This window comes from Bacillus sp. FSL K6-3149 (assembly GCF_038630515.1).
Classification (GTDB): Bacteria; Bacillota; Bacilli; order Bacillales; family Bacillaceae; genus Bacillus; species Bacillus pumilus.
Genome location: NZ_CP152034.1, coordinates 2914064 through 2936633, shown reverse-complemented (window position 1 = coordinate 2936633; position 22570 = coordinate 2914064). Strand labels below are relative to the sequence as shown.

At 41.2% G+C, this 22570-nt stretch carries 28 protein-coding genes; 21 read left to right on the top strand and 7 right to left on the bottom strand.

The window, feature by feature from the left end; genetic code table 11:
• Window positions 1-94: 94 nt before the first annotated feature.
• Window positions 95-1003 (bottom strand): homoserine O-succinyltransferase, encoded by a 909-nt coding sequence (gene metA, locus MHB83_RS14770; RefSeq protein WP_003215782.1) that lies wholly within the window; start codon window positions 1001-1003, stop codon window positions 95-97.
• A 137-nt stretch (window positions 1004-1140) separates the two neighbouring features.
• Here metA and MHB83_RS14765 point away from each other — a divergent pair, with 137 nt between their 5' ends.
• The 12 genes from MHB83_RS14765 to MHB83_RS14710 all read left to right on the top strand — a co-directional run bounded on the left by MHB83_RS14765 (window position 1141) and on the right by MHB83_RS14710 (window position 11939).
• Complete coding sequence (locus tag MHB83_RS14765; protein WP_342496437.1) at window positions 1141-2823, top strand: formate--tetrahydrofolate ligase; 1683 nt, start codon at window positions 1141-1143, stop codon at window positions 2821-2823.
• Window positions 2824-2897: 74 nt separating this feature from the next.
• Window positions 2898-3380 (top strand): glutathione peroxidase, encoded by a 483-nt coding sequence (locus MHB83_RS14760; protein WP_003216059.1) that lies wholly within the window; start codon window positions 2898-2900, stop codon window positions 3378-3380.
• A gap of 13 nt (window positions 3381-3393) precedes the next feature.
• Entirely contained in the window at window positions 3394-4005 is a 612-nt protein-coding gene (locus MHB83_RS14755; protein ID WP_335356124.1) for an HD domain-containing protein, read from the top strand.
• A 30-nt stretch (window positions 4006-4035) separates the two neighbouring features.
• Window positions 4036-5172, top strand: coding sequence for a conserved virulence factor C family protein (locus MHB83_RS14750; protein WP_003215956.1), 1137 nt, complete (start codon window positions 4036-4038; stop codon window positions 5170-5172).
• Between the two features lie 306 nt (window positions 5173-5478).
• Entirely contained in the window at window positions 5479-7155 is a 1677-nt protein-coding gene (gene ilvD / locus MHB83_RS14745; protein WP_050943890.1) for a dihydroxy-acid dehydratase, read from the top strand.
• An 81-nt stretch (window positions 7156-7236) separates the two neighbouring features.
• Complete coding sequence (locus tag MHB83_RS14740) at window positions 7237-7671, top strand: BrxA/BrxB family bacilliredoxin (protein ID WP_335356125.1); 435 nt, start codon at window positions 7237-7239, stop codon at window positions 7669-7671.
• Between the two features lie 66 nt (window positions 7672-7737).
• Window positions 7738-8526, top strand: a complete 789-nt coding sequence (locus MHB83_RS14735) for a class I SAM-dependent methyltransferase (protein ID WP_335356126.1) — start codon at window positions 7738-7740, stop codon at window positions 8524-8526.
• A gap of 234 nt (window positions 8527-8760) precedes the next feature.
• On the top strand, window positions 8761-9366 hold the full coding sequence (locus MHB83_RS14730; protein ID WP_003215665.1) for a YpjP family protein: 606 nt from the start codon (window positions 8761-8763) through the stop codon (window positions 9364-9366).
• Window positions 9367-9384: 18 nt separating this feature from the next.
• Complete coding sequence (locus tag MHB83_RS14725; protein ID WP_003215861.1) at window positions 9385-9912, top strand: phosphatidylglycerophosphatase A; 528 nt, start codon at window positions 9385-9387, stop codon at window positions 9910-9912.
• Between the two features lie 107 nt (window positions 9913-10019).
• Window positions 10020-10814 carry a thymidylate synthase gene (locus MHB83_RS14720; RefSeq protein ID WP_050943892.1) on the top strand — a complete coding sequence of 265 codons (795 nt, stop codon included), beginning with the start codon at window positions 10020-10022 and terminating at the stop codon, window positions 10812-10814.
• A complete protein-coding gene (locus tag MHB83_RS14715) occupies window positions 10811-11296 on the top strand; it encodes a dihydrofolate reductase (RefSeq protein WP_050943893.1) in 486 nt (161 codons plus the stop codon). The genes MHB83_RS14720 and MHB83_RS14715 overlap by 4 nt, the downstream gene beginning before the upstream one ends.
• Window positions 11297-11315: 19 nt before the next feature.
• A complete protein-coding gene (locus tag MHB83_RS14710; protein WP_310024890.1) occupies window positions 11316-11939 on the top strand; it encodes a 1-acyl-sn-glycerol-3-phosphate acyltransferase in 624 nt (207 codons plus the stop codon).
• A gap of 36 nt (window positions 11940-11975) precedes the next feature.
• On the opposite strand, the gene MHB83_RS14705 is transcribed toward MHB83_RS14710, so the two are convergent.
• Window positions 11976-12614: a hemolysin III family protein gene (locus MHB83_RS14705; RefSeq protein WP_003215766.1), complete on the bottom strand. Its 639-nt coding sequence runs from the start codon at window positions 12612-12614 to the stop codon at window positions 11976-11978.
• Window positions 12615-12628: 14 nt separating this feature from the next.
• On the bottom strand, window positions 12629-13597 hold the full coding sequence (locus MHB83_RS14700) for a sigma 54-interacting transcriptional regulator (RefSeq protein ID WP_212045987.1): 969 nt from the start codon (window positions 13595-13597) through the stop codon (window positions 12629-12631).
• Window positions 13598-13778: 181 nt separating this feature from the next.
• Between MHB83_RS14700 and ilvA the strand changes: the two genes are divergently transcribed.
• From ilvA to ypmT, 7 genes are all read left to right on the top strand, one after another.
• Window positions 13779-15047 carry a threonine ammonia-lyase IlvA gene (ilvA, locus tag MHB83_RS14695; protein ID WP_003215464.1) on the top strand — a complete coding sequence of 423 codons (1269 nt, stop codon included), beginning with the start codon at window positions 13779-13781 and terminating at the stop codon, window positions 15045-15047.
• Window positions 15048-15083: 36 nt separating this feature from the next.
• Window positions 15084-15335, top strand: a complete 252-nt coding sequence (locus tag MHB83_RS14690; protein WP_003215729.1) for a YpmP family protein — start codon at window positions 15084-15086, stop codon at window positions 15333-15335.
• A gap of 187 nt (window positions 15336-15522) precedes the next feature.
• Complete coding sequence (locus tag MHB83_RS14685) at window positions 15523-16365, top strand: DegV family protein (protein ID WP_003215944.1); 843 nt, start codon at window positions 15523-15525, stop codon at window positions 16363-16365.
• 24 nt (window positions 16366-16389) lie between these two features.
• Window positions 16390-16980, top strand: a complete 591-nt coding sequence (locus MHB83_RS14680; protein WP_003216134.1) for an SCO family protein — start codon at window positions 16390-16392, stop codon at window positions 16978-16980.
• 69 nt (window positions 16981-17049) lie between these two features.
• Window positions 17050-17811, top strand: coding sequence for an SGNH/GDSL hydrolase family protein (locus tag MHB83_RS14675; protein ID WP_034620452.1), 762 nt, complete (start codon window positions 17050-17052; stop codon window positions 17809-17811).
• A 9-nt stretch (window positions 17812-17820) separates the two neighbouring features.
• Window positions 17821-18387 (top strand): YpmS family protein, encoded by a 567-nt coding sequence (locus MHB83_RS14670; RefSeq protein WP_050943897.1) that lies wholly within the window; start codon window positions 17821-17823, stop codon window positions 18385-18387.
• 22 nt (window positions 18388-18409) lie between these two features.
• Window positions 18410-18607 (top strand): protein YpmT, encoded by a 198-nt coding sequence (gene ypmT, locus MHB83_RS14665; RefSeq protein ID WP_012010295.1) that lies wholly within the window; start codon window positions 18410-18412, stop codon window positions 18605-18607.
• A 31-nt stretch (window positions 18608-18638) separates the two neighbouring features.
• Here ypmT and MHB83_RS14660 read toward each other — a convergent pair whose 3' ends face one another.
• The 3 genes from MHB83_RS14660 to MHB83_RS14650 all read right to left on the bottom strand — a co-directional run bounded on the left by MHB83_RS14660 (window position 18639) and on the right by MHB83_RS14650 (window position 20170).
• Entirely contained in the window at window positions 18639-19304 is a 666-nt protein-coding gene (locus MHB83_RS14660; protein ID WP_342496436.1) for a DUF4397 domain-containing protein, read from the bottom strand.
• A gap of 119 nt (window positions 19305-19423) precedes the next feature.
• Complete coding sequence (locus MHB83_RS14655) at window positions 19424-19684, bottom strand: hypothetical protein (RefSeq protein ID WP_012010293.1); 261 nt, start codon at window positions 19682-19684, stop codon at window positions 19424-19426.
• A gap of 48 nt (window positions 19685-19732) precedes the next feature.
• The gene (locus tag MHB83_RS14650; protein WP_050943899.1) at window positions 19733-20170 is read right to left on the bottom strand and encodes a MarR family transcriptional regulator; all 438 of its coding nucleotides are present in this window, start codon (window positions 20168-20170) and stop codon (window positions 19733-19735) included.
• 137 nt (window positions 20171-20307) lie between these two features.
• On the opposite strand from MHB83_RS14650, the gene msrA reads away from it, so the two are divergent.
• A complete protein-coding gene (msrA, locus tag MHB83_RS14645; protein WP_050943900.1) occupies window positions 20308-20844 on the top strand; it encodes a peptide-methionine (S)-S-oxide reductase MsrA in 537 nt (178 codons plus the stop codon).
• Window positions 20841-21272, top strand: coding sequence for a peptide-methionine (R)-S-oxide reductase MsrB (gene msrB, locus MHB83_RS14640; RefSeq protein ID WP_012010290.1), 432 nt, complete (start codon window positions 20841-20843; stop codon window positions 21270-21272). Before msrA ends, msrB begins: the two co-directional genes overlap by 4 nt.
• A gap of 51 nt (window positions 21273-21323) precedes the next feature.
• On the opposite strand, the gene MHB83_RS14635 is transcribed toward msrB, so the two are convergent.
• Window positions 21324-22352 carry an SDR family NAD(P)-dependent oxidoreductase gene (locus MHB83_RS14635; RefSeq protein ID WP_342496435.1) on the bottom strand — a complete coding sequence of 343 codons (1029 nt, stop codon included), beginning with the start codon at window positions 22350-22352 and terminating at the stop codon, window positions 21324-21326.
• Between the last annotated feature and the right edge of the window lie 218 nt (window positions 22353-22570).

Sequence of the window (22570 nt, the reverse complement as noted above, 5' to 3'; positions counted from 1 at the left end):
TTTTAAAAAACAACAAGACTAAATTGATAATGGAAGACAGAGCCATTTGTATTTTAACACATTTTGGCCATTTATCATCAGACTACAGTCTATTTTATTCCCAAACGTATGGTGTTTCTTGATAAACATAATAATTGAGCCAGTTCATAAACAGTAAAGTGGCATGGGCTTTCCATCGATTCACTGGGACTAATGTGTCACCATCTTCTATAAAATAGTGGACAGGTTTTTGGACTGTATCATCCTTCAACAAATCTCTTTCATATTCCTGCTTCAATGTGTCCGTATCATATTCAGGATGTCCAGTTAAAAATACTTGTTTATCATCATCTGAAACAATTAAACAAACACCCGCTTCTTCAGAGACACTCAATACTTTCAAATTCGGCGTGTTTTTTAATTGTTCTGTATTAATATCTGTATGCCTCGAATGTGGGACATAGTATACTTCATCGAAACCTCTGACTAATCTTTCTTTTTTCTCTTTCACAAGATGCTCAAATACACCAAATTTTTTCTCAGCAAGCTTGATTTTCTCAATACCATAATGGTGATATAGGCCTGCCTGTGCACCCCAGCAAATGTGAAGAGTAGACGTCACATTCGTTTTACTCCAGTCCAAAATGTCCTGCAGCTCTTTCCAATAGGATACTTCTTCAAAAGCTAAATGCTCAATTGGTGCGCCGGTGATGATCATTCCATCAAATTTCTTATGGCGAATCGATTCAAAGGTCGTATAAAATTCATCTAGATGCTCTCTCGACGTATTCTTCGGTGTATGCGTACTTGGAATCAAAAACGTAAAGTACACTTGCAAAGGAGAATTTCCGAGCATTCTTAGCAGCTGCGTTTCGGTTTGTATTTTTTTTGGCATTAAATTTAAGATCACGATATTCAAAGGACGGATATCTTGCTTGAATGCCCTTGTCTCATCCATGACGAAAATGTTTTCGCTCTCTAGTATTTGTTTTGCCGGCAGATGAACTGGTATGTTAATAGGCAACTCGCCACCCCCTGAACCAAAGCTAATTTCATTTCATTATAGGAACTTTCTGGCGATATTTCAATGTTTCAATTATGTTACAATGAAAAACAGAGCAAAAACAAAGCTGTTTCTCGAAAAAAGGAGGCCGTTTATTTATGATCACAAAGCATTTATCAGATATTGACATCGCCCAAAAGGCAAAGCTGAGACCTATTCAAGACATCGCAGCAAAGCTGCAAATACATGACGAAGAATTAGAATGCTATGGTTTCACAAAAGCGAAAATATCTTTGATTATTTTTGACCGTTTAAAAGAACAAAAAGAAGGACATGTGATCCTTGTCACATCGATCAATCCAACGCCAGCAGGTGAAGGGAAGTCTACCGTAACAGTCGGCCTCGGTCAAGCCTTCGAAAAAATTGGGAAAAAAGCAATCATTGCGATGCGCGAGCCTTCATTAGGTCCTACAATGGGCATAAAAGGCGGTGCAGCGGGTGGAGGATATTCACAGGTGCTGCCGATGGAAGAAATCAATCTTCATTTTACAGGAGATTTTCATGCCATTACTTCTGCACATAATGCCTTATCTGCGTTCATTGATAACCATATCCATCACGGAAATGAACTTGGCATCGATGCGCGCCGCATTGTATGGAAGCGAGTGCTTGATTTAAACGATCGTGCTTTAAGACAGGTCGTTGTCGGACTTGGTGGACAGGTAAATGGGTATCCTAGAGAAGACGGGTTTGACATCACGGTTGCCTCCGAAATGATGGCCATCCTTTGTTTAGCAGAAGACTTAACCGACTTGAAAAAACGTCTTTCTTCTATTGTTGTTGCCTATAATCAAGACGGGGAGCCAGTCACTGTTGGTGCACTTGGATATGAAGGTGTTCTGACGTTACTTTTAAAAGACGCACTCAAACCGAATCTTGTACAAACGATTGAAGGAACTCCGGCCCTCGTTCATGGCGGTCCTTTTGCCAATATTGCACATGGATGTAATAGTTTAATTGCAACTAAAATGGCGGCGAAATTAGCCGATTATGTCGTAACAGAAGCTGGATTTGGAGCAGATCTTGGAGCAGAAAAGTTCCTGCACATTAAAACAAGAGCTGGTGATTTCAAGCCTGGTGCAGTTGTCATTGTGGCGACTGTCAGAGCATTAAAGATGCATGGCGGAATGAAGAAAACAGAACTCAAAGAAGAGAATGCACAAGCTGTATTAAAAGGTATACATAATTTAGAAAAGCATATTGAAACCGTCCAAGCTTTCGGTCTTCCGTACATTGTCGCAGTTAACAGATTTATCACTGATACAAAAGAAGAGATTCAAGCGATAGAAGATTGGTGCCACGCACATGGCCACCCAGTCCAAGCTGTGAATGTATGGGAAGAAGGAGGAGAAGGCGGGACAGCACTTGCCGAAGAACTCGCAACACTTATTGAAAAGAAGAAGAACAGCTTTTCCTATTTGTATGAAGAGCATGATTCCATCGAAGAAAAATTATCTAAAGTTGCCAAAGTGGTTTACGGAGCAGACGGGGTCACACTCACTTCAAAAGCAAGAAAACAGCTGGCAGCCATCGAGGAAAACGGCTGGGGGCATTTACCGGTTTGTATGGCAAAAACGCAATATTCACTTTCAGATGATCCAGCTTTAATTGGGAGGCCTAAGGGCTTTACCATTACGATTCGTGAGTTAAAACCATCTGTAGGAGCAGGATTTATTGTTGCTTTAACTGGAAGCATTTTGACAATGCCTGGATTACCTAAAAAACCAGCGGCGCTCGAGATGGATTTATTAGAAGACGGCAGTGTGACAGGACTCTTTTAACCGGAAGCATAAAAAGCGATTTTATAAAAGAAGCATGTTACGATAGGAAAAAGTGAATCCTAGGAGGCTATGAGATGTCAATTTATGATATTCAGGTCAAGACCATTAACGGTCAAGAAAAATCAATGGCAGATTACAAAGGAAAAGTACTCATTATTGTCAACACAGCAAGCAAATGTGGACTGACTCCTCAATTTAAACAACTGCAGGAGCTATATGATCAATATCATGAAAAGGGCCTTGAAATTTTAGGATTTCCATGTAACCAATTTATGAACCAAGAACCAGAAGGAGAAGAAGCCATTCAAGAATTCTGTTCTTTGAATTATGGGGTGACCTTCCCTATGTTTGCGAAAGTAGATGTCAATGGTGACAACGCGCACCCGCTCTTCAAACATTTAACAAGTCATGCAAAAGGTGTACTTGGCACAAAAACAGTGAAATGGAATTTCACAAAATTTATCGTGGATCAAAACGGAGAAGTCACTGAGCGGTTCTCTCCGAAAACATCACCAAAAGAATTAGAAAGCTCCATCATCGCTCTTTTGGACAAATAAGGTGCTCACCGTCATGCAGAAAAAACAATTGGAGGCAGCTGCCTCCTTTGTTTCAGATCGGCTGAAATATGAACCGACTGGACACGATGCGGCTCATATTGATCGTGTGCGGCAGCTTGCCTGCCAGATTGCTAATCAGGAAGGCGGCTCTCTGTTTGTGATCGAAATGGCAGCGATTGTTCATGATGTCATAGATGAAAAGCTGCCGGGTGAATGGAAACTTTCACCAAATCAGCTTGAGCTTCAGCTCCTTTCTTGGGAAGTTCATACGCGAGATATTTGTTATATCATGGACATCATTACAACGATGTCTTTTCGTCATCGACATAAGCAGAATAGACCAATAACGTTAGAAGGGGCCATTGTTCAAGACGCAGATCGGCTCGATGCGATAGGAGCAACCGGTATTGCGAGGGTGTTTACTTATGCAGGCGCAAAAGGGGAACCCCACTATACAAAGGACACGCAGCAGGGCTCTGTGCTAAAACATATGGAAGAAAAACTGCTCAAATTAAAAGACTTAATGAACACTCGTTCTGGAAAGCAGCTTGCTGAGGAGCGGCATGATTTGATGAGCCTATTTATCAAGACATGGAAAGAAGAATGCGGCCTTACAGATGAGTAGGGTCTTTATGTGTGTAAGGAGGATGTATAGATGAAAATAACAGCGATAGAACCGACGCCAAGTCCAAATACGATGAAGGTCATTTTGACAGAAGCACTTGCCGGCGGGAAAAGCAACAACTACAAAAAGGATCAAAAAGACGAAGCGCCAGAGATGATTAAGCGTATTTTGAACATTGAAGGTGTAAAAGGTGTTTATCATGTCGCAGATTTCTTAGCGGTTGAGCGTAATGCAAAGTTTGACTGGCAGGGCATTTTGCAGCAGGTCAGAGAAGCCTTTGGTCAAGAAACAGAAGGCCTTCAGGAAGGGTCGCAGTCTGGCGGTGACACATTTGGCGAAGTCAAAGTGTTCATCCAAATGTTTAATGGGATTCCGATGCAAGTCAAATTAACGGACGGTGAAAGAGAAGAGCGGTTTGGCATGCCTGAACGCTTCCAAGCAGCCATTTTAAAGCTCAGAAGCAGTTCAGACAATGTCGTATTTGAACGTGTGTGGAAAGAACATGGCGTTCGTTTTGGTGACTTTGCAGATATCGGCCAGGAAGTGACAGAAGAGCTCCAAGCAGCCTATGATGACGAACGTTTAGCCCGCTTAACAGAGGCAGTCAAAGAAGGACAAGAAGCTGTAGATCGACAGGTGAACCGAAAGGCATATGATGTGACAGAAGAAATGCTGCGCGAGGAAGATTGGAAAAAGCGTTTTGCCCATTTAGAGCAAATGCAGCCAGAGCAAAAGGATATACCTGTTTTAATGAAAGCAATGGAGGACCCTAAAACATCGATTCGCAGACAAGCCGTTGTGAATGCTGGAATGATTGAAGATCCTGCTATTCTGCCTATTTTATATAAAGGGCTTAAAGATAAAACAGTGACGGTCCGCAGAACCGCTGGAGACTGCATTTCAGACCTTGGTGACCCGAGCGCTATAGAAGCAATGATCGAATCATTAAAGGATCCAAGTAAACTTGTTCGCTGGCGTGCAGCGATGTTTCTTTATGAAGAAGGTGACGAAACAGCACTTGACGCATTAAAAGAAGCTGAGCAAGACCCTGAATTTGAAGTCAGCCTTCAAGTGAAAATGGCGATTGAGCGCATTGAGCACGGAGAAGAAGCGAAAGGCTCAGTATGGAAGCAAATGACAGAAAGTAGAAAAAATGCATCAGAATGATGAGACTTATGAGCAAGCTGCCAATGATAGGTAGCTTGTTTTTCTAAAATCATAGACAGAAAAATTTTTTTAGAAAAATTATTTTGAATATTGTTGAAATATACGAAAAAACTCTATATAGTAGTACCAATATAGAATATTGGAGGTCAGATTTTATGACACGAACCATGCTGAACACTAGCTTCAGCAGCCATGCTGGTCATCGGTCATTCATCGGTGGCTAAATAAACAGAAAATTTGTAAAATAAAATCAACTCAAAATCATACAGTCAACAAGACTTGTAGTATAGGAGGCTTTTTAAACAGATGGCAGAACTTCGTAGTAATATGATTAAACAAGGAATTGACAGAGCACCTCACCGAAGCTTACTAAGAGCAGCGGGAGTAAAGGATGAGGACTTCGGCAAGCCATTTATTGCTGTTTGTAATTCCTATATTGATATTGTCCCAGGACATGTCCATCTTCAGGAATTCGGAAAGATTGTGAAAGAAGCCATTCGTGAAGCTGGCGGCGTCCCATTTGAATTTAATACGATTGGGGTCGATGATGGAATTGCGATGGGCCATATCGGGATGAGATATTCACTACCAAGCCGTGAAATCATTGCTGACTCTGTCGAAACCGTTGTATCTGCTCACTGGTTTGATGGAATGGTTTGTATTCCTAACTGCGATAAAATTACACCTGGGATGATGATGGCAGCAATGCGTGTCAATATTCCGACGGTCTTTGTCAGCGGTGGACCGATGGAAGCGGGTAGAACAAGTGATGGCAGAAAGATTTCCCTCTCTTCTGTATTTGAAGGCGTCGGTGCTTACCAGTCAGGTAAAATTAACGAAGAGGAATTAAATGAATTAGAACAGTTTGGCTGTCCGACCTGCGGATCTTGTTCAGGTATGTTTACAGCAAACTCAATGAACTGTTTAGCAGAGGCACTTGGAATTGCTCTTCCTGGAAATGGAACGATTTTGGCGACATCACCAGAGCGAAGAGAATTTGCGAAAAAGTCAGCAAAACAACTAATGGAGCTCATTAAAAAGGATATTAAACCACGTGATATTGTGACTGAGAAAGCAATTGATAACGCATTTGCATTAGATATGGCACTTGGTGGTTCAACGAATACAGTTCTTCACACACTGGCGATCGCAAATGAAGCAGGTGTTGAATATTCACTTGAACGCATCAATGAAGTAGCAGAGCGTGTCCCTCATTTATCAAAACTTGCTCCAGCTTCGGATGTTTATATTGAGGATTTACATGAAGCAGGCGGTGTTACAGCTGCGCTAAATGAATTGTCCAAAAAAGAAGGCGCCCTTCATTTAGATACAATGACCGTCACAGCGAAAACGATGGGTGAGAACATTGCAGGTCACGAGGTTAAAGACTATAACGTCATTTATCCAATCGACAAGCCATTTACTGAAAAGGGCGGCTTAGCGGTTTTATTTGGAAACCTTGCGCCAGATGGAGCCATCATTAAAACGGGCGGAGTACAAGATGGGATCACACGCCACGAAGGACCTGCGATCGTATTTGAATCCCAAGAAGAAGCTCTTGAAGGCATCATTAATAGAAAAGTAGAAGCAGGACATGTTGTCATCATTCGCTATGAAGGACCTAAAGGCGGACCTGGTATGCCAGAAATGCTTGCTCCTACTTCACAAATTGTCGGGATGGGTCTTGGACCAAAGGTTGCTTTAATTACGGACGGACGTTTTTCCGGCGCTTCTCGCGGCTTGTCTATCGGACACGTCTCTCCTGAAGCAGCTGAAGGCGGCCCGCTTGCCTTTGTTGAAAATGGTGACCATGTCGTGGTTGATATTGAGCAACGCATTTTAAGCGTAGAGGTTCCAGAGGAAGAATGGGAAAAACGAAAAGCGAACTGGAAAGGCTTTGAGCCAAAAGTGAAAACGGGCTATCTTGCCAGATATTCAAAACTTGTGACATCAGCCAACACAGGCGGAATTATGAAAATTTAATCTGAAATAGAACATTTGAAAATTGGCTCTCTCTATAGTATCCTTTATTCACAACATAAGGATTTTAGAGGGGGCTTTTTTATGTCAATGGCATATGAAGAATATATGCGCCAGCTCGTTGTGCCAATGCGCCAAGAGCTGACAAGTGCAGGATTCCAAGAACTGACGACGGAAGAAGAAGTAGAACAAACGATGCAAGAGGCTGAAGGAACAACATTTGTTGTTGTTAATTCTGTATGCGGCTGTGCTGCCGGCTTAGCACGCCCAGCAGCGACTCAAGCTGTGATGAAGGCAGAAAAAGCGCCAGACAAAATCGTCACAGTATTTGCTGGGCAGGACCGGGAAGCAACGGCAAAAATGAGAGAATACTTCACTGGTGAAGAGCCATCATCTCCTTCTATGGCCCTTTTAAAAGGAAATGAACTCGTTCATTTTATCCCGCGTGACGAAATTGAAGGTCGTGAAATGGAAGATATCATGAAAAATGTCTTAACTGCATTTGAAAAACATTGCTAATACACGTGTTGAAATGCCCTGTAACTAGATCAGGGCATTTTTTCTTGATCATGATGGAGGAACAGTATGCTCATTACAACAAGCTTTAGAGCAAATGAACAAAAGATTGAAACAGCGAAGGCTCTTGCAGAAGATTTACATGGTGAGTATGTAGAAAGACGCAAACAATCTGTCAAGCAGCTTGCGATGAAACGAGGAGATGTCCTTGTTGTTGGAAAGGAAAGATTTGAATGGTATCAGCCAAATGGTGAAAAGTTCTTCTTTCATCCAAGCTCAGCGATGTTCAGGGTGAAGCGGCTCTTGCGCGAAGAAAAGGATCCTTTAATTGAAGCAGCACAGCTAAAGCCGGGAGATTCCTTTTTAGATTGCACACTTGGCTTAGGGTCTGATGCGATTACTGCAAGCTGTGCGACAGGCAGGAATGGACAGGTCGTCGGTATTGAAAAGAATCCCATTACGGCGTTACTAGTGAAAGAAGGACTGAATACATGGGAGACGGGGATAGAGGAAGCTGATGAAGCGATGAAACGGATTTCTGTTATCAGTGGAGACAGTATCGAGCAGCTAAAGAAGTATCCTGACTGTTCATTTGATATCGTCTATTTTGATCCGATGTTTGAGGAAACGATCCAAGAATCTACAAGTATAGCGCCGCTACGTCATGCGGCAGAGCACGACTTTGATCACGAAGCAGCCGTGCAAGAAGCATTAAGGGTGGCAAGAAAAAGAGTGGTGTTAAAAGATCATTGGAAAAGCACACGATTTAAAGCGGACTCTTACCAATTTCACGTCATCAAACGAAAAACAGCCCAATTTCATTATGGGTATATCGAGAAAGAAAAAAGCCCTCTCTAAGGGCTTTTAATCCGTAATCTCCATATAGACAAAATAAAACAGTGTCAGCAAGGAAGCTGTGACGAAAAAGCCTTCAAGCATACCCATTCCTCCCAAATTTTAGTTGCCATTACTGTCATTGTAAACGTTTTATTATGAAAAAGAAAGTCTCAAATCAGTGACCAAATTGAATGACTGAAAATTCATTATATGCTAGAATAGCAGTATGATAACTTATGGAAGGAATTAGATATCATGAAGATGTGGATGAGAAAAACGCTTGTTGCGCTCTTTACCATTGCAACTTTTGGTTTGGTTTCTCCTCCGTCGGCTTTGATGACAGACAAGCCATCTGAACTTTCTTCACCTGATAAAACGCCTTATACAGCGGTTTATGATACATCAGGCTGGGAACGATCGCAAGAGGCAAGCAAAGAGCAGGTAGACCCCTTTGAGCAATATAAGGAAGAGGTTCTATCAAGTGCAGAAAATCAGTCATTTCTCAAATTCGGCCGTAAAATCACACCTGTCATTGAAGACGAGTACAGAGAAGAGATTCAACCGAAAATTGAACAAGTGTTAACCGATGTTTTAACAAATTTCAAAGATGACGAAAAATTTCAAGATGTTGTGTTAACTGATCAGCCTTCAAGCGGAAATGGCGAAAAAATCTTTCACATCTACAACCGGAAGACTGGAGAAGATTTGCTCCGTTTTCATGTGAGAAGAGATCAGCCGCCACACAGCGGATATTGGTTTAACTTTCACTACCATACAGCAGAAGATGGATTCCAGACGCATCATGAACTCGGTAATATTTACTGGGACAAAAACACCCCGCCGAGCTGGATGAGCCACTAGAAGGAGATGTCATGCCAATTGAAAAAGTATACAATGAACGAAATGGTGCAGATTACAAAACGAATGTTAAACGAACGCGGAGTGAAAATTGAAGATATTGCACACATTGTGCTAAAGCTTCAAGAAAAATATCATCCAAACCTTCCACTTAGTGTCTGTATTGAAAATGTTGAAAAAGTGTTGAATAAAAGGGAAATTGTCCATGCGGTTTTAACAGGACTTGCCCTTGATCAGCTGGCAGAAAAAAAGCTGTTGCCAGAACCTTTACAGCACTTAGTTGAAACAGATGAGCCGCTATATGGAATTGATGAGATTATTCCGCTTTCCATTGTCAATGTATATGGATCAATCGGCTTGACCAACTTCGGTTATTTAGATAAAGAGAAATTTGGTATTATCAAGGAATTAGATGAAGGTCGTCCAGGTGAAGTGCATACCTTCCTTGATGATCTTGTCGCCGCGCTTGCCGCAGCAGCAGCTAGCCGTATTGCTCACTCACACCAAGATATTAAGGATGAAGAGCAGGATCGAGTGAATCAAGTATAAAAGAAAAACATGTCTGCTCATGATTATGCAGGCATGTTTTTTTGGTGTTTAAACAAAAGCGGAAATAAGGTAAACTACAACAAGAACATAAATAAAGGATGAAAAAAATGAAACAATACAAAGAGTTATGCCGTCATGTATTACAGCACGGGGATGAAAAAGGTGACAGAACGGGAACAGGTACAATCAGCACGTTCGGTTACCAGATGAGATTTGATTTGCAGGAAGGATTTCCGCTGTTAACAACAAAGAAATTGCACCTGAAATCAATTATTCATGAGTTACTGTGGTTTTTAAAAGGTGATACAAATGTCAAATATCTTCAGGAAAATGGTGTCCGTATTTGGAACGAATGGGCAGATGAAAATGGCGAACTGGGCCGTGTATACGGAGCGCAGTGGCGATCTTGGGCTAGTGGGGACGGTGAGACAGTGGATCAGATCACAAAGCTGATCCACGATATCGAGCATAATCCGAATTCAAGAAGACTGATCGTCAGCGCTTGGAACCCGGCTGAAATTGATCAAATGGCACTGCCACCATGTCATTGTCTGTTTCAATTTTACGTATCAAACGGGAAGCTTTCTTGCCAGCTTTATCAAAGATCGGCAGATATCTTTTTAGGCGTGCCATTTAATATTGCTTCATATGCTCTTCTCACGATGATGATTGCCAAAGTCACAAATCTTGAGCCAGGAGAGTTTGTTCATACGCTAGGAGATGCACATATTTATCAGAATCATCTTCCGCAGGTGAAAATGCAGCTAGAGCGCGAGGAACGCACGCTTCCGCAGCTTCGCATCACAAGAGATGTGAAGAGCATTTTCGATTTCACGTTCGATGATTTTGTACTTGAGAACTATGATCCGCATCCGCATATTAAAGGAGAAGTCAGTGTATGATTTCGATGATTGTGGCGACAGGAAAAGACAGAGTCATTGGTCAAGATAATCAAATGCCTTGGCATTTACCAGCTGATTTAGCGTATTTTAAGAAGGTCACAGGCGGCCATACGATTGTCATGGGCAGAAAAACGTTTGAATCCATTGGACGAGCGCTGCCTAACCGCCGAAATATCGTGCTCACAACAAGTTCTTCTTTTGAAGCAGAAGGATGCGAGGTTGTCCATTCCATTGCCGATATTTTGGCAATGGGGGAAAGCGAGACCGAGTTATTTATCATCGGCGGGTCTAAGCTGTATGAAGAAATGATGCCATATGCGGATCGTCTATATATCACGCATATTCTCCATGCGTTTGAAGGAGACCGCTACTTTCCTGATTACAATGAAAACGAATGGACGGTTGTATCACGCAAAAAAGGCCATCGTGACGAAAAGAACCCCTACAATTATGAATTTGTCGTATATGACAAAAAAGGATAAATGAGTAGGAGGAGTACGGTTGTTTCGTTATTGGTTTTTAACGCTTTATGTTGTTGTATCCTTTTTTAAAAGTATGAGGCATTTGCATGCTCATGAATTAACTGATCCACGCATTTCCTATACGAAACGAATGCACCTCATTCATGAGCATGTAAAAAGGTTTGCCCGGGGATGTATTGACCAGTCAGGATCAGTTATGACCATTCACCAGCAAAAGAAGCTGCCAGATGGACCCGTTATTTATATCACACAGGCACTGAATCCAGTCACGACGACATTATTGATTGGTCACCTTGAAAAACCATTTGCTTTCATGGCAAAGCCGAATCTTTGTCGATATCCCATTTTAAAACAATGGCTGAAGAAGATGGCGGTTATGCATCAGAATCAATCTGATGATGCCTTATTAGAAGAAGCAAAGGAAAGAATCTTATCGGGTCAGAGTGTATTGCTTTCAGAAGCACAGCGTCACATGGCAGAGGCACTTGCTGAAGATTGTGATTGTCCGCTTGTACCGGTTGAAACAAGTGGAACGGAGCGTCTATTAACTGGGAAAGTCGTGAAAAGGCTGCGCCCTGTTAATGTTGATATTCATATTAAAGCACCTGTCATGATGAGCGAATACGCCCAAAAGCGAGCATAAAAAAACCAGCATCCACTTTCGGATGCTGGTTTTTTTTCATGCAGCAGGAATGTTCACACAGTAGAAGAGAATGCAGAAGAACATTGATGCACTGCCGCCGAGAACAAAGCTGTGCCAAATGGCATGATGATAGGGGATTTTCCGCCAAATATAAAAGATGGTTCCGACCGAATACAATAGACCGCCTAACAGCAAGAGGCCAAATCCTGCGCCCGTTAATCCAATGTAAAGTGGTTTGATGGCAATGATAATCATCCAGCCCATTAATAAATAAACGAGGGTGGACACAATGATAAACCGTTTGACGAAAAAGATTTTAAAGACAATTCCGCCAGCAGCAAGAGCCCATACAATTGCAAGAAGCGTATAGCCGAGTGCGCCTTTTAATGGTCCGAGTAAAAAGGGCGTATAGGTACCAGCAATCAATACATAAATAGCCGAGTGGTCGAGGATTTCAAATACATCTTTTGTTTTTTTGTGCCGAATGCTATGAAGCAAGGTCGAGCTTAAATAGAGCAGCAGCATGGATGCCCCAAATATTGAAAAGCTCACGATCTCTGTGATAGTGCCGTATTGAACAGCGAATAACACGAGAAAAACAATGGCTGGTATGGATAAAATAACGCCAATGCCATGTGTAATGGCGTTTGCAATTTCTTCTTTTACAGTAAACAATGGATGTCCTCCTTTTATTGAACCGGTATATAACCATCAAGTGACTTCAGGAATGAAAGACCTTCAAGTGTAATCTTTGTGCCGGCCCTGCCTTTTCCTTTCGTCACGTATGCTTTTTTCTCAAGGTCATCTAATCGGCTCCTCACCTGCTGAGGGGTCAGCGGGATGTCGCCTTGCTTGCTTAATTCAGACAAGATGCGTCTGCTGGCTGCTTCACCTTTCTCATTGAGAGATTTAATGGCTTCTAGCAGGAAAACAAACTCTTGTTTTTCCATTAGTGTGAGTTGATGATCTTCCTTTTTTCCTTTTACCTCCGGCGAAAGAGGGGTTAACACAAAAGGCGGCAGGTGGTGTAAAAATACCGTTTGCCCCTCGAGAATGACTGCAGCATAATGAACGATATTTTTGAGTTCCTGTACGTTTCCTTCAAACGGATACTCCTGCAAGGTTTCCCAAACACTTGGATCAATATCAGGCGCCATGCTCAGCTCCTGAAAGAAAGCAGTTGTTAACACAGGAATGTCAGTTTTTCGATCTGCTAATGACGGTAAGGGCAAATGGAAAACATTTAAGCGATAAAACAGCTCAGGTAAAAAGGTAGATGAAACCCTCAATGCCTCTATTGATAAAGACGAAGTGGCAATGATTTTTGTTGCAGGAGATGTTTCTAGAAAACGAACAACCTGATGCTGCATAGGAATACTTAATGCGGCGATTTCGTCTAAATAAAGGATTTGACGGGTCTTTTCCGTGAAGGCTTTCTGCAAGGTATCTTCATCTAAGATGGGGCAATATAGATGTGTCAGTGAAGCGTTTGGAGCCGATGCATGAGCAATTTCATGGGCAAATCGTGTTTTGCCTGTGCCAATGTCTCCTGTGATCAAGACAGGCTGCTCGTGCTTTGTGAATTGCTTTGCCAGGTGAATGGCACGCTTCATTTCTTGATGCTCTCCATATATAGACGTAAACGAATGTGTGGTCATCGGGTGATTCCTTTCTTTGTGGTTCTAATTGGTTCAATTGTAACACCCAATAAAACCAAATGTACAGAGAAACGAAAAAGTTTATGAAATTTATGCTTGATCTATGATCTATTGGTTTATTTTTTGAATATTCATGTTATAATGACAAATTAAATAAGGTTAAAGAGAAAGGATCTTGTACATGAAACCGTTGCTCAAAGAAAACACGCTAATTCAAGTGAAAGACATTTTAAAGGCCCATCAAAATTTGAAGGATGTAGTCATTCATACACCTCTTCAAAAAAATGAGCGACTTTCTGAACGATATGAATGTAATGTCTACTTAAAAAGAGAGGATCTGCAAGTAGTTCGTTCCTTTAAATTAAGAGGCGCTTTTAATAAAATGAGCCAGCTTCCAAAAGATAAACTAAAAAACGGCATTGTCTGCGCAAGTGCAGGAAATCACGCACAAGGTGTTGCCTATTCTTGTAAATATCTAGGTATCCACGGGAAAATCTTTATGCCTGCTACGACACCAAGGCAAAAAGTATCTCAAGTAGAGCTTTTCGGAAAAGAATATGTTGAAATTATCTTAACCGGAGATACGTTTGATGATTCATATCATGAAGCAGTTAAATGCGGAGATGAAGAAAAGCGTGAGTTTATCCATCCGTTTGATGATCTAGATGTGATGGCAGGACAAGGAACGACAGCTGTAGAAATATTAAATGATATCGAAGTGGAGCCTCACTTTTTATTTGCAAGTGTTGGAGGTGGAGGTCTGTTATCTGGAGTTGGTACATATATCAAAAATATCGCCCCAGAAACCGAAATCATTGCCGTCGAACCACTTGGCGCAGCTTCACTCCATGCCTCTCATGAAAAGGGCAAGGTTGTGACACTTGATTCCATTGATAAGTTTGTAGACGGAGCAGCGGTTCAGCGGATTGGCGAAAAGACGTTTACATCGCTACAATCTGTTGTCGATAAAATTAGTCTTGTACCTGAGGGGAAAGTATGTACAACCATTTTAGAGCTTTATAATCAATGTGCGATTGTAGCAGAGCCGGCAGGCGCACTTCCGATCGCAGCGCTGGATGCCCATCGCGAGGAGATTAAAGGGAAAAATGTTGTCTGTATTGTCAGTGGAGGAAATAATGATATTGGCAGAATGCAGGAAATCAAAGAACGGTCGATGATCTATGAAGGGCTTCAACATTATTTCATTGTCAATTTTCCGCAAAGAGCAGGTGCGCTTCGGGAATTTTTAGATGAAGTATTAGGGCCAAATGATGATATCTCCCGCTTTGAATATACGAAAAAGAATAACCGAAGCAAAGGACCCGCGCTTGTTGGCATCGAATTGAAAGAAAGAGATGACTATGCGGCGCTCATTGAACGGATGAATAAAAAAGGATTCCATTATGTTGAAGTGAATAAAGATCAAGATTTATTCCACCTATTTATTTAGGCGTAACAGAACATTGGAAAAGAGGATTGATCATTTGTGCTGCTCAAAACAATATGTTTTAGACGGATGGATGGAGCTCAGATCAAGGTAACAGAAGTTCCTGTACTAAAGGGAGATGAGCCGTATCGTTTCATGCTCACCTTTAGACTTGAAGCTTTCTTGAAAAAAGTCTATGTATCTAAAGGAAAGAGAGCTGTGTACTCTTTCAGAGAGGATGTGAAACGTAACGTCAAGTGGAGCACATATGAGCAGATCTATCAGGAGCCTACACTGAAACACAATGCGTAAAAAGGAATCTTTGTCAAAGGGAGTGAGCGGCTGTTTTAAAATGGCTGCTGCTCAGCTTGGCAAGGATTTTTTTCATGAAAAGAAGAAAATGTGACAATTTCAAAAACGTCATGACAGTTGTTTTCAAGTTTGCGCGAAATAAGGTAATATCATAAGTAAAGACTAAGACAGCAAGGATGAGACAATAGTGAAACAAATTAAAATTGTAACAGATTCAACAGTGGACCTTCCGCAAGAAAAAATCAATGATCTTTCCATTCACGTAATTCCGCTCAATATCTCCATTTCTGGGGTTGATTATATTGACCGAGTGAATATACAGCCAGATGAATTTATTGAAAAAATGGAGGCCGCTGAGGAATTGCCGAAAACGTCTCAACCTGCGATCGGTCAATTCGTCGAATTATATGAAAGGCTGACGGCAGATGGAAGCGAAGTCATTAGTATCCATTTAACGGGTGGGATGAGTGGTACGGTTCAAACTGCTGAAAGCGCTTCGAAAATGGTAGACGGAAACATCACGGTGATTGATTCAAACTTTATTTCATATGGATTAGGGTTTCAAGTCACCAAAGCAGCCGAACTTGCACAAAATGGTGCAAGCCGTGAAGACATCATCAAAGAAATGGATAAAATCCGTCTTGGAACAAAGCTATTTGTCACAATCGATACATTAGAAAATCTCGTGAAAGGTGGAAGAATTGGAAGAGGGAAGGCGCTGATCGGCTCACTTCTTCACATCAAACCAATTGCGAGCTTAACAGACGGGGTTTACACGCCAGAAGCGAATGTGAGAAGCTATTCTGCTCTTGTCCGCTATTTAACCAAACAGTATGTACAGGCGGTGAAAGGAAAAACAGTTCAAGCCATTGGGATAGCGCATGCAGATGCATTAGAACTCGCTGAAAAGCTCAAATCAGCGCTGCTTGACCATACACCTGAAGCACCTGTTGACATCGCCTACACAACACCGATTATTTCGTGTCACACTGGAAAAGGTGCAATAGGCTTTACTTTTTATACCGATTGACTTGAAAAAGGGGATGGACGTACCATGCTTAAAAAAAGGGGAGCCTCACTTGGTGCGCTTATGATCATAAGCGTGCTTCTTTTAGTCTCATGTTCAAATGGACAAATCAAAGATGCGTTAAATTATCAAATACAGCCGTTTGAATATGAAAATCAGGATGGACAAAAGGTGTCATTGGATGATTTGAAGGGGAAAGTATGGGTGGCAGATTTTATTTTCACAAGCTGTGAAACGATCTGTCCGCCGATGACTGCACATATGACAGAGCTGCAAAAACGGTTAAAAGAAGAAAAATTGGATGCGCATATCATTTCCTTTAGCGTGGACCCGGAGGTAGATTCACCGAAAAAGCTAAAAGAATTTGCAAAAGCATATCCTTTATCCTTTAAAAATTGGGATTTCCTCACTGGTTACTCGCAGTCAGCAATTGAAAAATTCGCAATGAAAAGCTTTAAAACCATTGTGAAGAAACCTGAAGATGAAGACCAAGTGATCCATCAGTCATTGTTTTTCCTAGTTGATCAAGAAGGAAAAGTGATGAAAAATTATGATGGTGTACAAAACACGCCATATGATGACATCATCAAGGACATCAAAACGCTGATCCGTAGCTAGCATAAAGATGTTCAAATGAGCAAAAACATGATACACTTTTTTAATCAGAAAAAGGAGGGACATCATCGTTTGAAGGCTCGTTTGATTTTGATTGTGATGTCTCTAGCTTTTGTTCTTTCTGCATGTTCCGCGCAAGAGGCTGGCATAAAGGATAAACTAGAAGACACACAAGACGTAAAAGAACATATTACCATCGCAGCGGTTGGAGATTCCTTAACAGAAGGAATCGGAGATCAACAAAAAAAAGGATATGCAGGCATGACCCGTGACAAGTTAGAAGCAGTGGACGGCGTGCAATCTGTCACATTAAAAAACTATGCCATTAAAGGCAGTAGAACGGTAGATTTATTAAAAAGATTAAAAGAAAAAAAGGTGCAAGACGGTCTGAAAGATGCTGACTATATTTTCTTTACGATCGGCGGCAATGACTTAATGCATGTCGTTCGTCAAAATGTACTCAATTTGACGTTTGCTCCTTTTCAAAAAGAGCAGGGGCCTTTTGAGGAGCGCTTTAAAACCATTCTTGCTCAACTGAGAGAACATAATGACCATGCGAAGATCATGTATGTAAGCATGTATAATCCCTTTAAATTCAGTCTCACTGAGCTGAAAGACATTGATGAAGTCGTCAAAGACTGGAATGCCGTCGCCAAAAAAGAACTAAAAAAAGATGGCAACGCTGATATGATCAATGTAGCAGATTTATTTGAGGAAGATTCTGATGAAAAATTACTGGCAGATGATGATTTCCACCCAAACCAAAAGGGGTACTCTCTTATGGCAAATCGTTTATTCTCCAAAGTGAAAAAAGAAGGACTGCCGAAGGAATAGGGTGAACGTATGAAAAAGTGGAAAAGCTTATTTTTTATTTTACTTGCAATCAATCTATTGATTGTACTTGCCTGCGGTATTTTGATGTTAATGCCAGGCGGTCAATCCGCTTCAACTAAAGAATTGAAAAGCGAGTATTCTTTTAATATATCTAGCTCAAAGGAATCACTCACCAGCTTTATCAATGATTACTTGAAAAATCAAGGGTCAAGCGATATGCCAGACTTTCATGTGGCGATCGATCAAGATGTAAAAGTAACAGGCGCCATTAAAGCTTTCTCTTCGACGATTGATGCAAACGTCTCATTTACGCCAACTGTCGAAGATAATGGTGATGTGCTTTTGAAAGTGGATGGCCTTTCAATTGGACAATTGAGCATTCCGATTAGTTTTGTTCTAAGCTACATGGGCCAGTTCTATGAACTGCCAGAATTCGTTCATGTGAAACCGGATCAAAAAACGGTTGAAGTGCGCCTTTCAGAAATGCCGTTGACGAATGATATGTATGTGAAAGCAAACAAAATTGATCTAGAGAACGATGAAATTGAGTTCTCATATTATCATCCAAAGCAATAGAAAGTGAGTCAGGAGTGAAATCATGAAGCGAGTCTATCAATATTTTAGTTTACTGTCGTTTTTATTTGCTGCGTACTTTGGCATCACAGCTGCCACTGATTTAAGAGCAGAAAATATCGATCAGTTTTACTTAAATATTGCCTATTGTGCATTATTTCTAGGTATCATGATTCTTGCTTTTGATTTTCAAAAGCAAGAAAAAGCTGAAGATGTCTCGTAAAGAGCCTTTCCTTTATGGAAAAGGCTCTTTTTTATATTTGCTGAGACAAGACCACCTTCGCCATAAGCTCTGGCTCTCCGTTAGCAAATCCATGAAGCAGAATGAGGTATGCGCGATTTGCTTGCAGATGAACTTTTGGGATATCAAGCAGTATACTTTGAGTGCCGGCGGCTTTCAATTCAAAATGATATTTATTCGGGGAGAAATGATGAATGTGAGTGCTGTTTACATAGTGAAGCTCCTTAGCTAACACCCCTTGATCACGTTCATATATATCAATGGAAGGAAGGTCTGGAGAAAGGTGGACAAATGTAAGGGCTGACAGTTCCTTATGTTGAATCAGAGGGTCTTGCCGCTCTGTCAGCAGCGCAAAACCTGCATGTGCACCCGTGATACATAGGGTGTAAATCTCGTCACGTTTAATCATCATACGAGAATGAAGAACTCTTTGTTTTGTAGCTAGCTTGAACACTTCTATCTCATACATTCCCTCATCCCACTCCATATAAGCTGTTAACTGGCTGTAAGGCATTTTTTTCAAAACCTCATTCCGGTTCACATAAACAGCGAGCTCACTAAGATCTGGGGCAGCGTGAAAAAGCCGAATAAAGGCTTTGGATGAAGGGCTGCTCTGAGGGTGCTCGAAGCCCGCAGCGAGTGGACGGTATGGATAGTTATGATAAAAGAGCTGCTGCATGTATCAATCCCTACTTTCTTATGCGATGGTGTTTTTTGTAGCGTATGCATGAAAAAGGCGATCTGTATAGGCAAACGAAGCATAGAAAAAAGCCTGACGTTTTCCGTCAGGCCCGCATGTTAAGAAGGAGAAGAATATTGATGATATTCAGCTAGCTTAATGAACGTTTTTTCATCCTCAATGAGACCACAAACACCGCACTGGACTTTTATTTGAGGACCTTGATAGCTCATGTGAAAAGGAGAAAGCTGCTCTCCTTCGTATCTTTCGACAACTGCTCCGGTCGCAGGGTCCAGCTTCACAGGTTCTGAAAGCTGCTCAATCAGATTAAAGCGCGTTCTGTTCGTTTTACAGTTTGGACAAAGATAAGGGCTTGTCATGGTTCATTCCACCTCTTTTTATCCGTAGCATGTCCATTGCGCTAAATTCTATGCTTCATCCTTTTGACTTTTATCCAGCTTTTTAAATAATTTGATCATTGTTTTTAGTTCCTCATCGTCGAATGACTCAAATCGCTCCATAAAGTATTCTGTTTTCTTTTTCTCAAAATGCTCAGTAATTTCCTTACCCTTATCGGTTAAGTGGATTTTGATGATGCGGCGATCCTCTTTAGAACGGATACGGGTGATCCAGCCCTTTTCTACAAGTGTGTCGGTCACAGCTGTGATATGGCTTGCTGACACTCCTAGAATGGACGCAAATTCCGTTACTTTTTTTGCACCTTGCTCACGAAGCAGATTTAAAATGAGAAATTCATTCCGAGATAATTCGTTTTCGAGCAGGCTGTTAATCTCATAACGGATCTGCTTAAATACGGTTCTCAGTAAAGTATCCATTTCATACATCATTTTTTTTCTTTGTTCCAATCATTAAACCCCCATTATATTTTAAAATACGACGAAATGCTTTTTTATCATTTAGGAAGACAAGTCGTATCATTTTCATTATTTTTCATCATGTTATAATATGATGATACCATTTTTTAAATGAAGGGGGCACTAATATGTCTGAAAAACAAGAATTAGCCACATTTGCAGGAGGCTGCTTCTGGTGTATGGTTAAACCTTTTGATGAACAGCCGGGCATTATCAAAGTTGAATCAGGGTATACTGGCGGACATACAGTGAATCCGACCTATGAAGAAGTATGTACAAATACAACGGGGCATAGAGAAGCGGTTCAAATCACGTTTGATCCAGACGTATTCCCGTATGAAAAGCTATTAGAACTGTATTGGCAGCAAATAGACCCAACAGATGATGGCGGGCAATTTGGTGATAGAGGAGAGTCCTACCGCACAGGTATTTATGTTCATCATGATGAGCAGAGAAAGCTTGCAGAGGCATCGAAAGAGAAGCTGAACGAAAGCGGCATCTTTCAAAAGCCAATTGTGACAGAAATTTTAGATGCTGCTCCTTTTTATCCCGCAGAGGAGTATCATCAGCACTATTATAAAAAGAACAAAATGCACTACGAACGATATCATGTCGGTTCTGGCAGAGCGGGTTTTATTGAGTCCCATTGGAGTGATAAATCATGACAAACGATAAAGAAAAACGACTAAAAGAATTAAACCGAATGCAGTATGAAGTCACACAAAATAATGGCACTGAGCCGCCATTTCAAAATGAATTCTGGGATCATAAAGAAGAAGGCATTTATGTAGATATCATTTCAGGCAAGCCGCTTTTTTCTTCTTTAGATAAGTTTGATGCCCATTGCGGCTGGCCGAGTTTCACAAAGCCGCTTGAAGATGAGGAAGTAGCCGAGAAGGTGGATAAGAGCCATGGGATGGTGCGGACAGAGGTGCGCAGCAAGACAGCTGATTCTCATCTAGGTCATGTCTTTCCTGATGGACCAGGACCAAATGGTCTTCGGTATTGTATTAACTCAGCCGCTTTGAAGTTTATCCCAAAAGATGATCTTGAAAAAGAAGGCTATGGGGATTTGAAACATCTATTTGATTGATCTATTAAAAAATCGTCACATGGAAGGCATCTGCTTCCGTGTGACGATTTTTTATTTTTTATGATGCGTGTGATGTAATTGTTCAATGATGAGGAATAGCTTTTCTTTTGTAATGAGAGGCGCTTCATTGGATGTGTAATTGGTTAAGTCGACTTTTTGAAAGGAAGCATGCAGTTTTGGTCTTGGTAAAATGGCATAAAATTGTTCATGCTCAAATAGTGCATCTGCTTCGTGCGGAAATGTAAGCTCTTCGTGAAGCTTTTCTCCAGGTCTTTTCCCGACAACGAGAATTTCCGGAGATGAGACCTTGATTTGAGCAGCATATTCATGAAACGCTTTTAAGAGATCAGCAAGCTGTAATGACTCCATCTTGAGAATGAACGTTTCGCCTCCTTTCATCATGATGGCTGCTTGAAGTGTGAGGGAGACAGCCTCTTCGATGGACATAAAAAAACGTGTCATATGAGGATCAGTTACGGTCAAAGGTTTTTCATTTAACAGCTGCTGGAGCATGATGGGAATGACGGAACCTCTTGATCCAAGCACATTGCCAAAACGCACAGAGCAAAACAATGTTTTTTGGTTCAGAATACTTTCGTTTGCTTGGAAAAATAGTTTTTCTGAAATTAATTTTGTTGCACCCATGGCATTTGTCGGAGAAACTGCTTTGTCTGTGGAGATGTTGACAACATGACTGACTTCATGTTCGATTGCAGCCTCAATGATGTGCTGCCCGCCGATAATATTTGTTTGCACGGCTTCAAACGGATTGTCTTCACAAGTAGGTACTTGTTTTAAGGCGGCTGCATGAAAGATGATATCAACGCCTTTGACGAGCTGTCTCACGCGGCTTGCATCTCGTACATCGCCTAAAGCGAAGGCGACTTCTGGGTGATCCGCATACTCATTTTTCATCATGTATTGTTTGCTGTCATCTTTGCTGAAGACGATAATCTTTTTTGGAGAGCATGATGTTAATTTTTTCACAATTTGACGGCCGATCGAACCTGTACCGCCTGTAACTAATATCGTTTTGTCACGAAAAAAAGCCTTCAAACTCGTTTCTATCTTTTTGGACATATCTAATCCCCCAACTCTCATTTCTCTACTTTGCATCATATGTGAAAGAGTGGTATCCGTTTGAGGAAAAGAACCACTTTCTATATAAATTAGGTGAACACATTATAACCATCTGCATGACGTTTTAATAGAATATGGAGAGATAAGAGAATAAGTAGAAAAAAGAGAGACCTGAACACTTCAGTACTGCGATCAGCTCGGAAGAATATGTAGAGAGC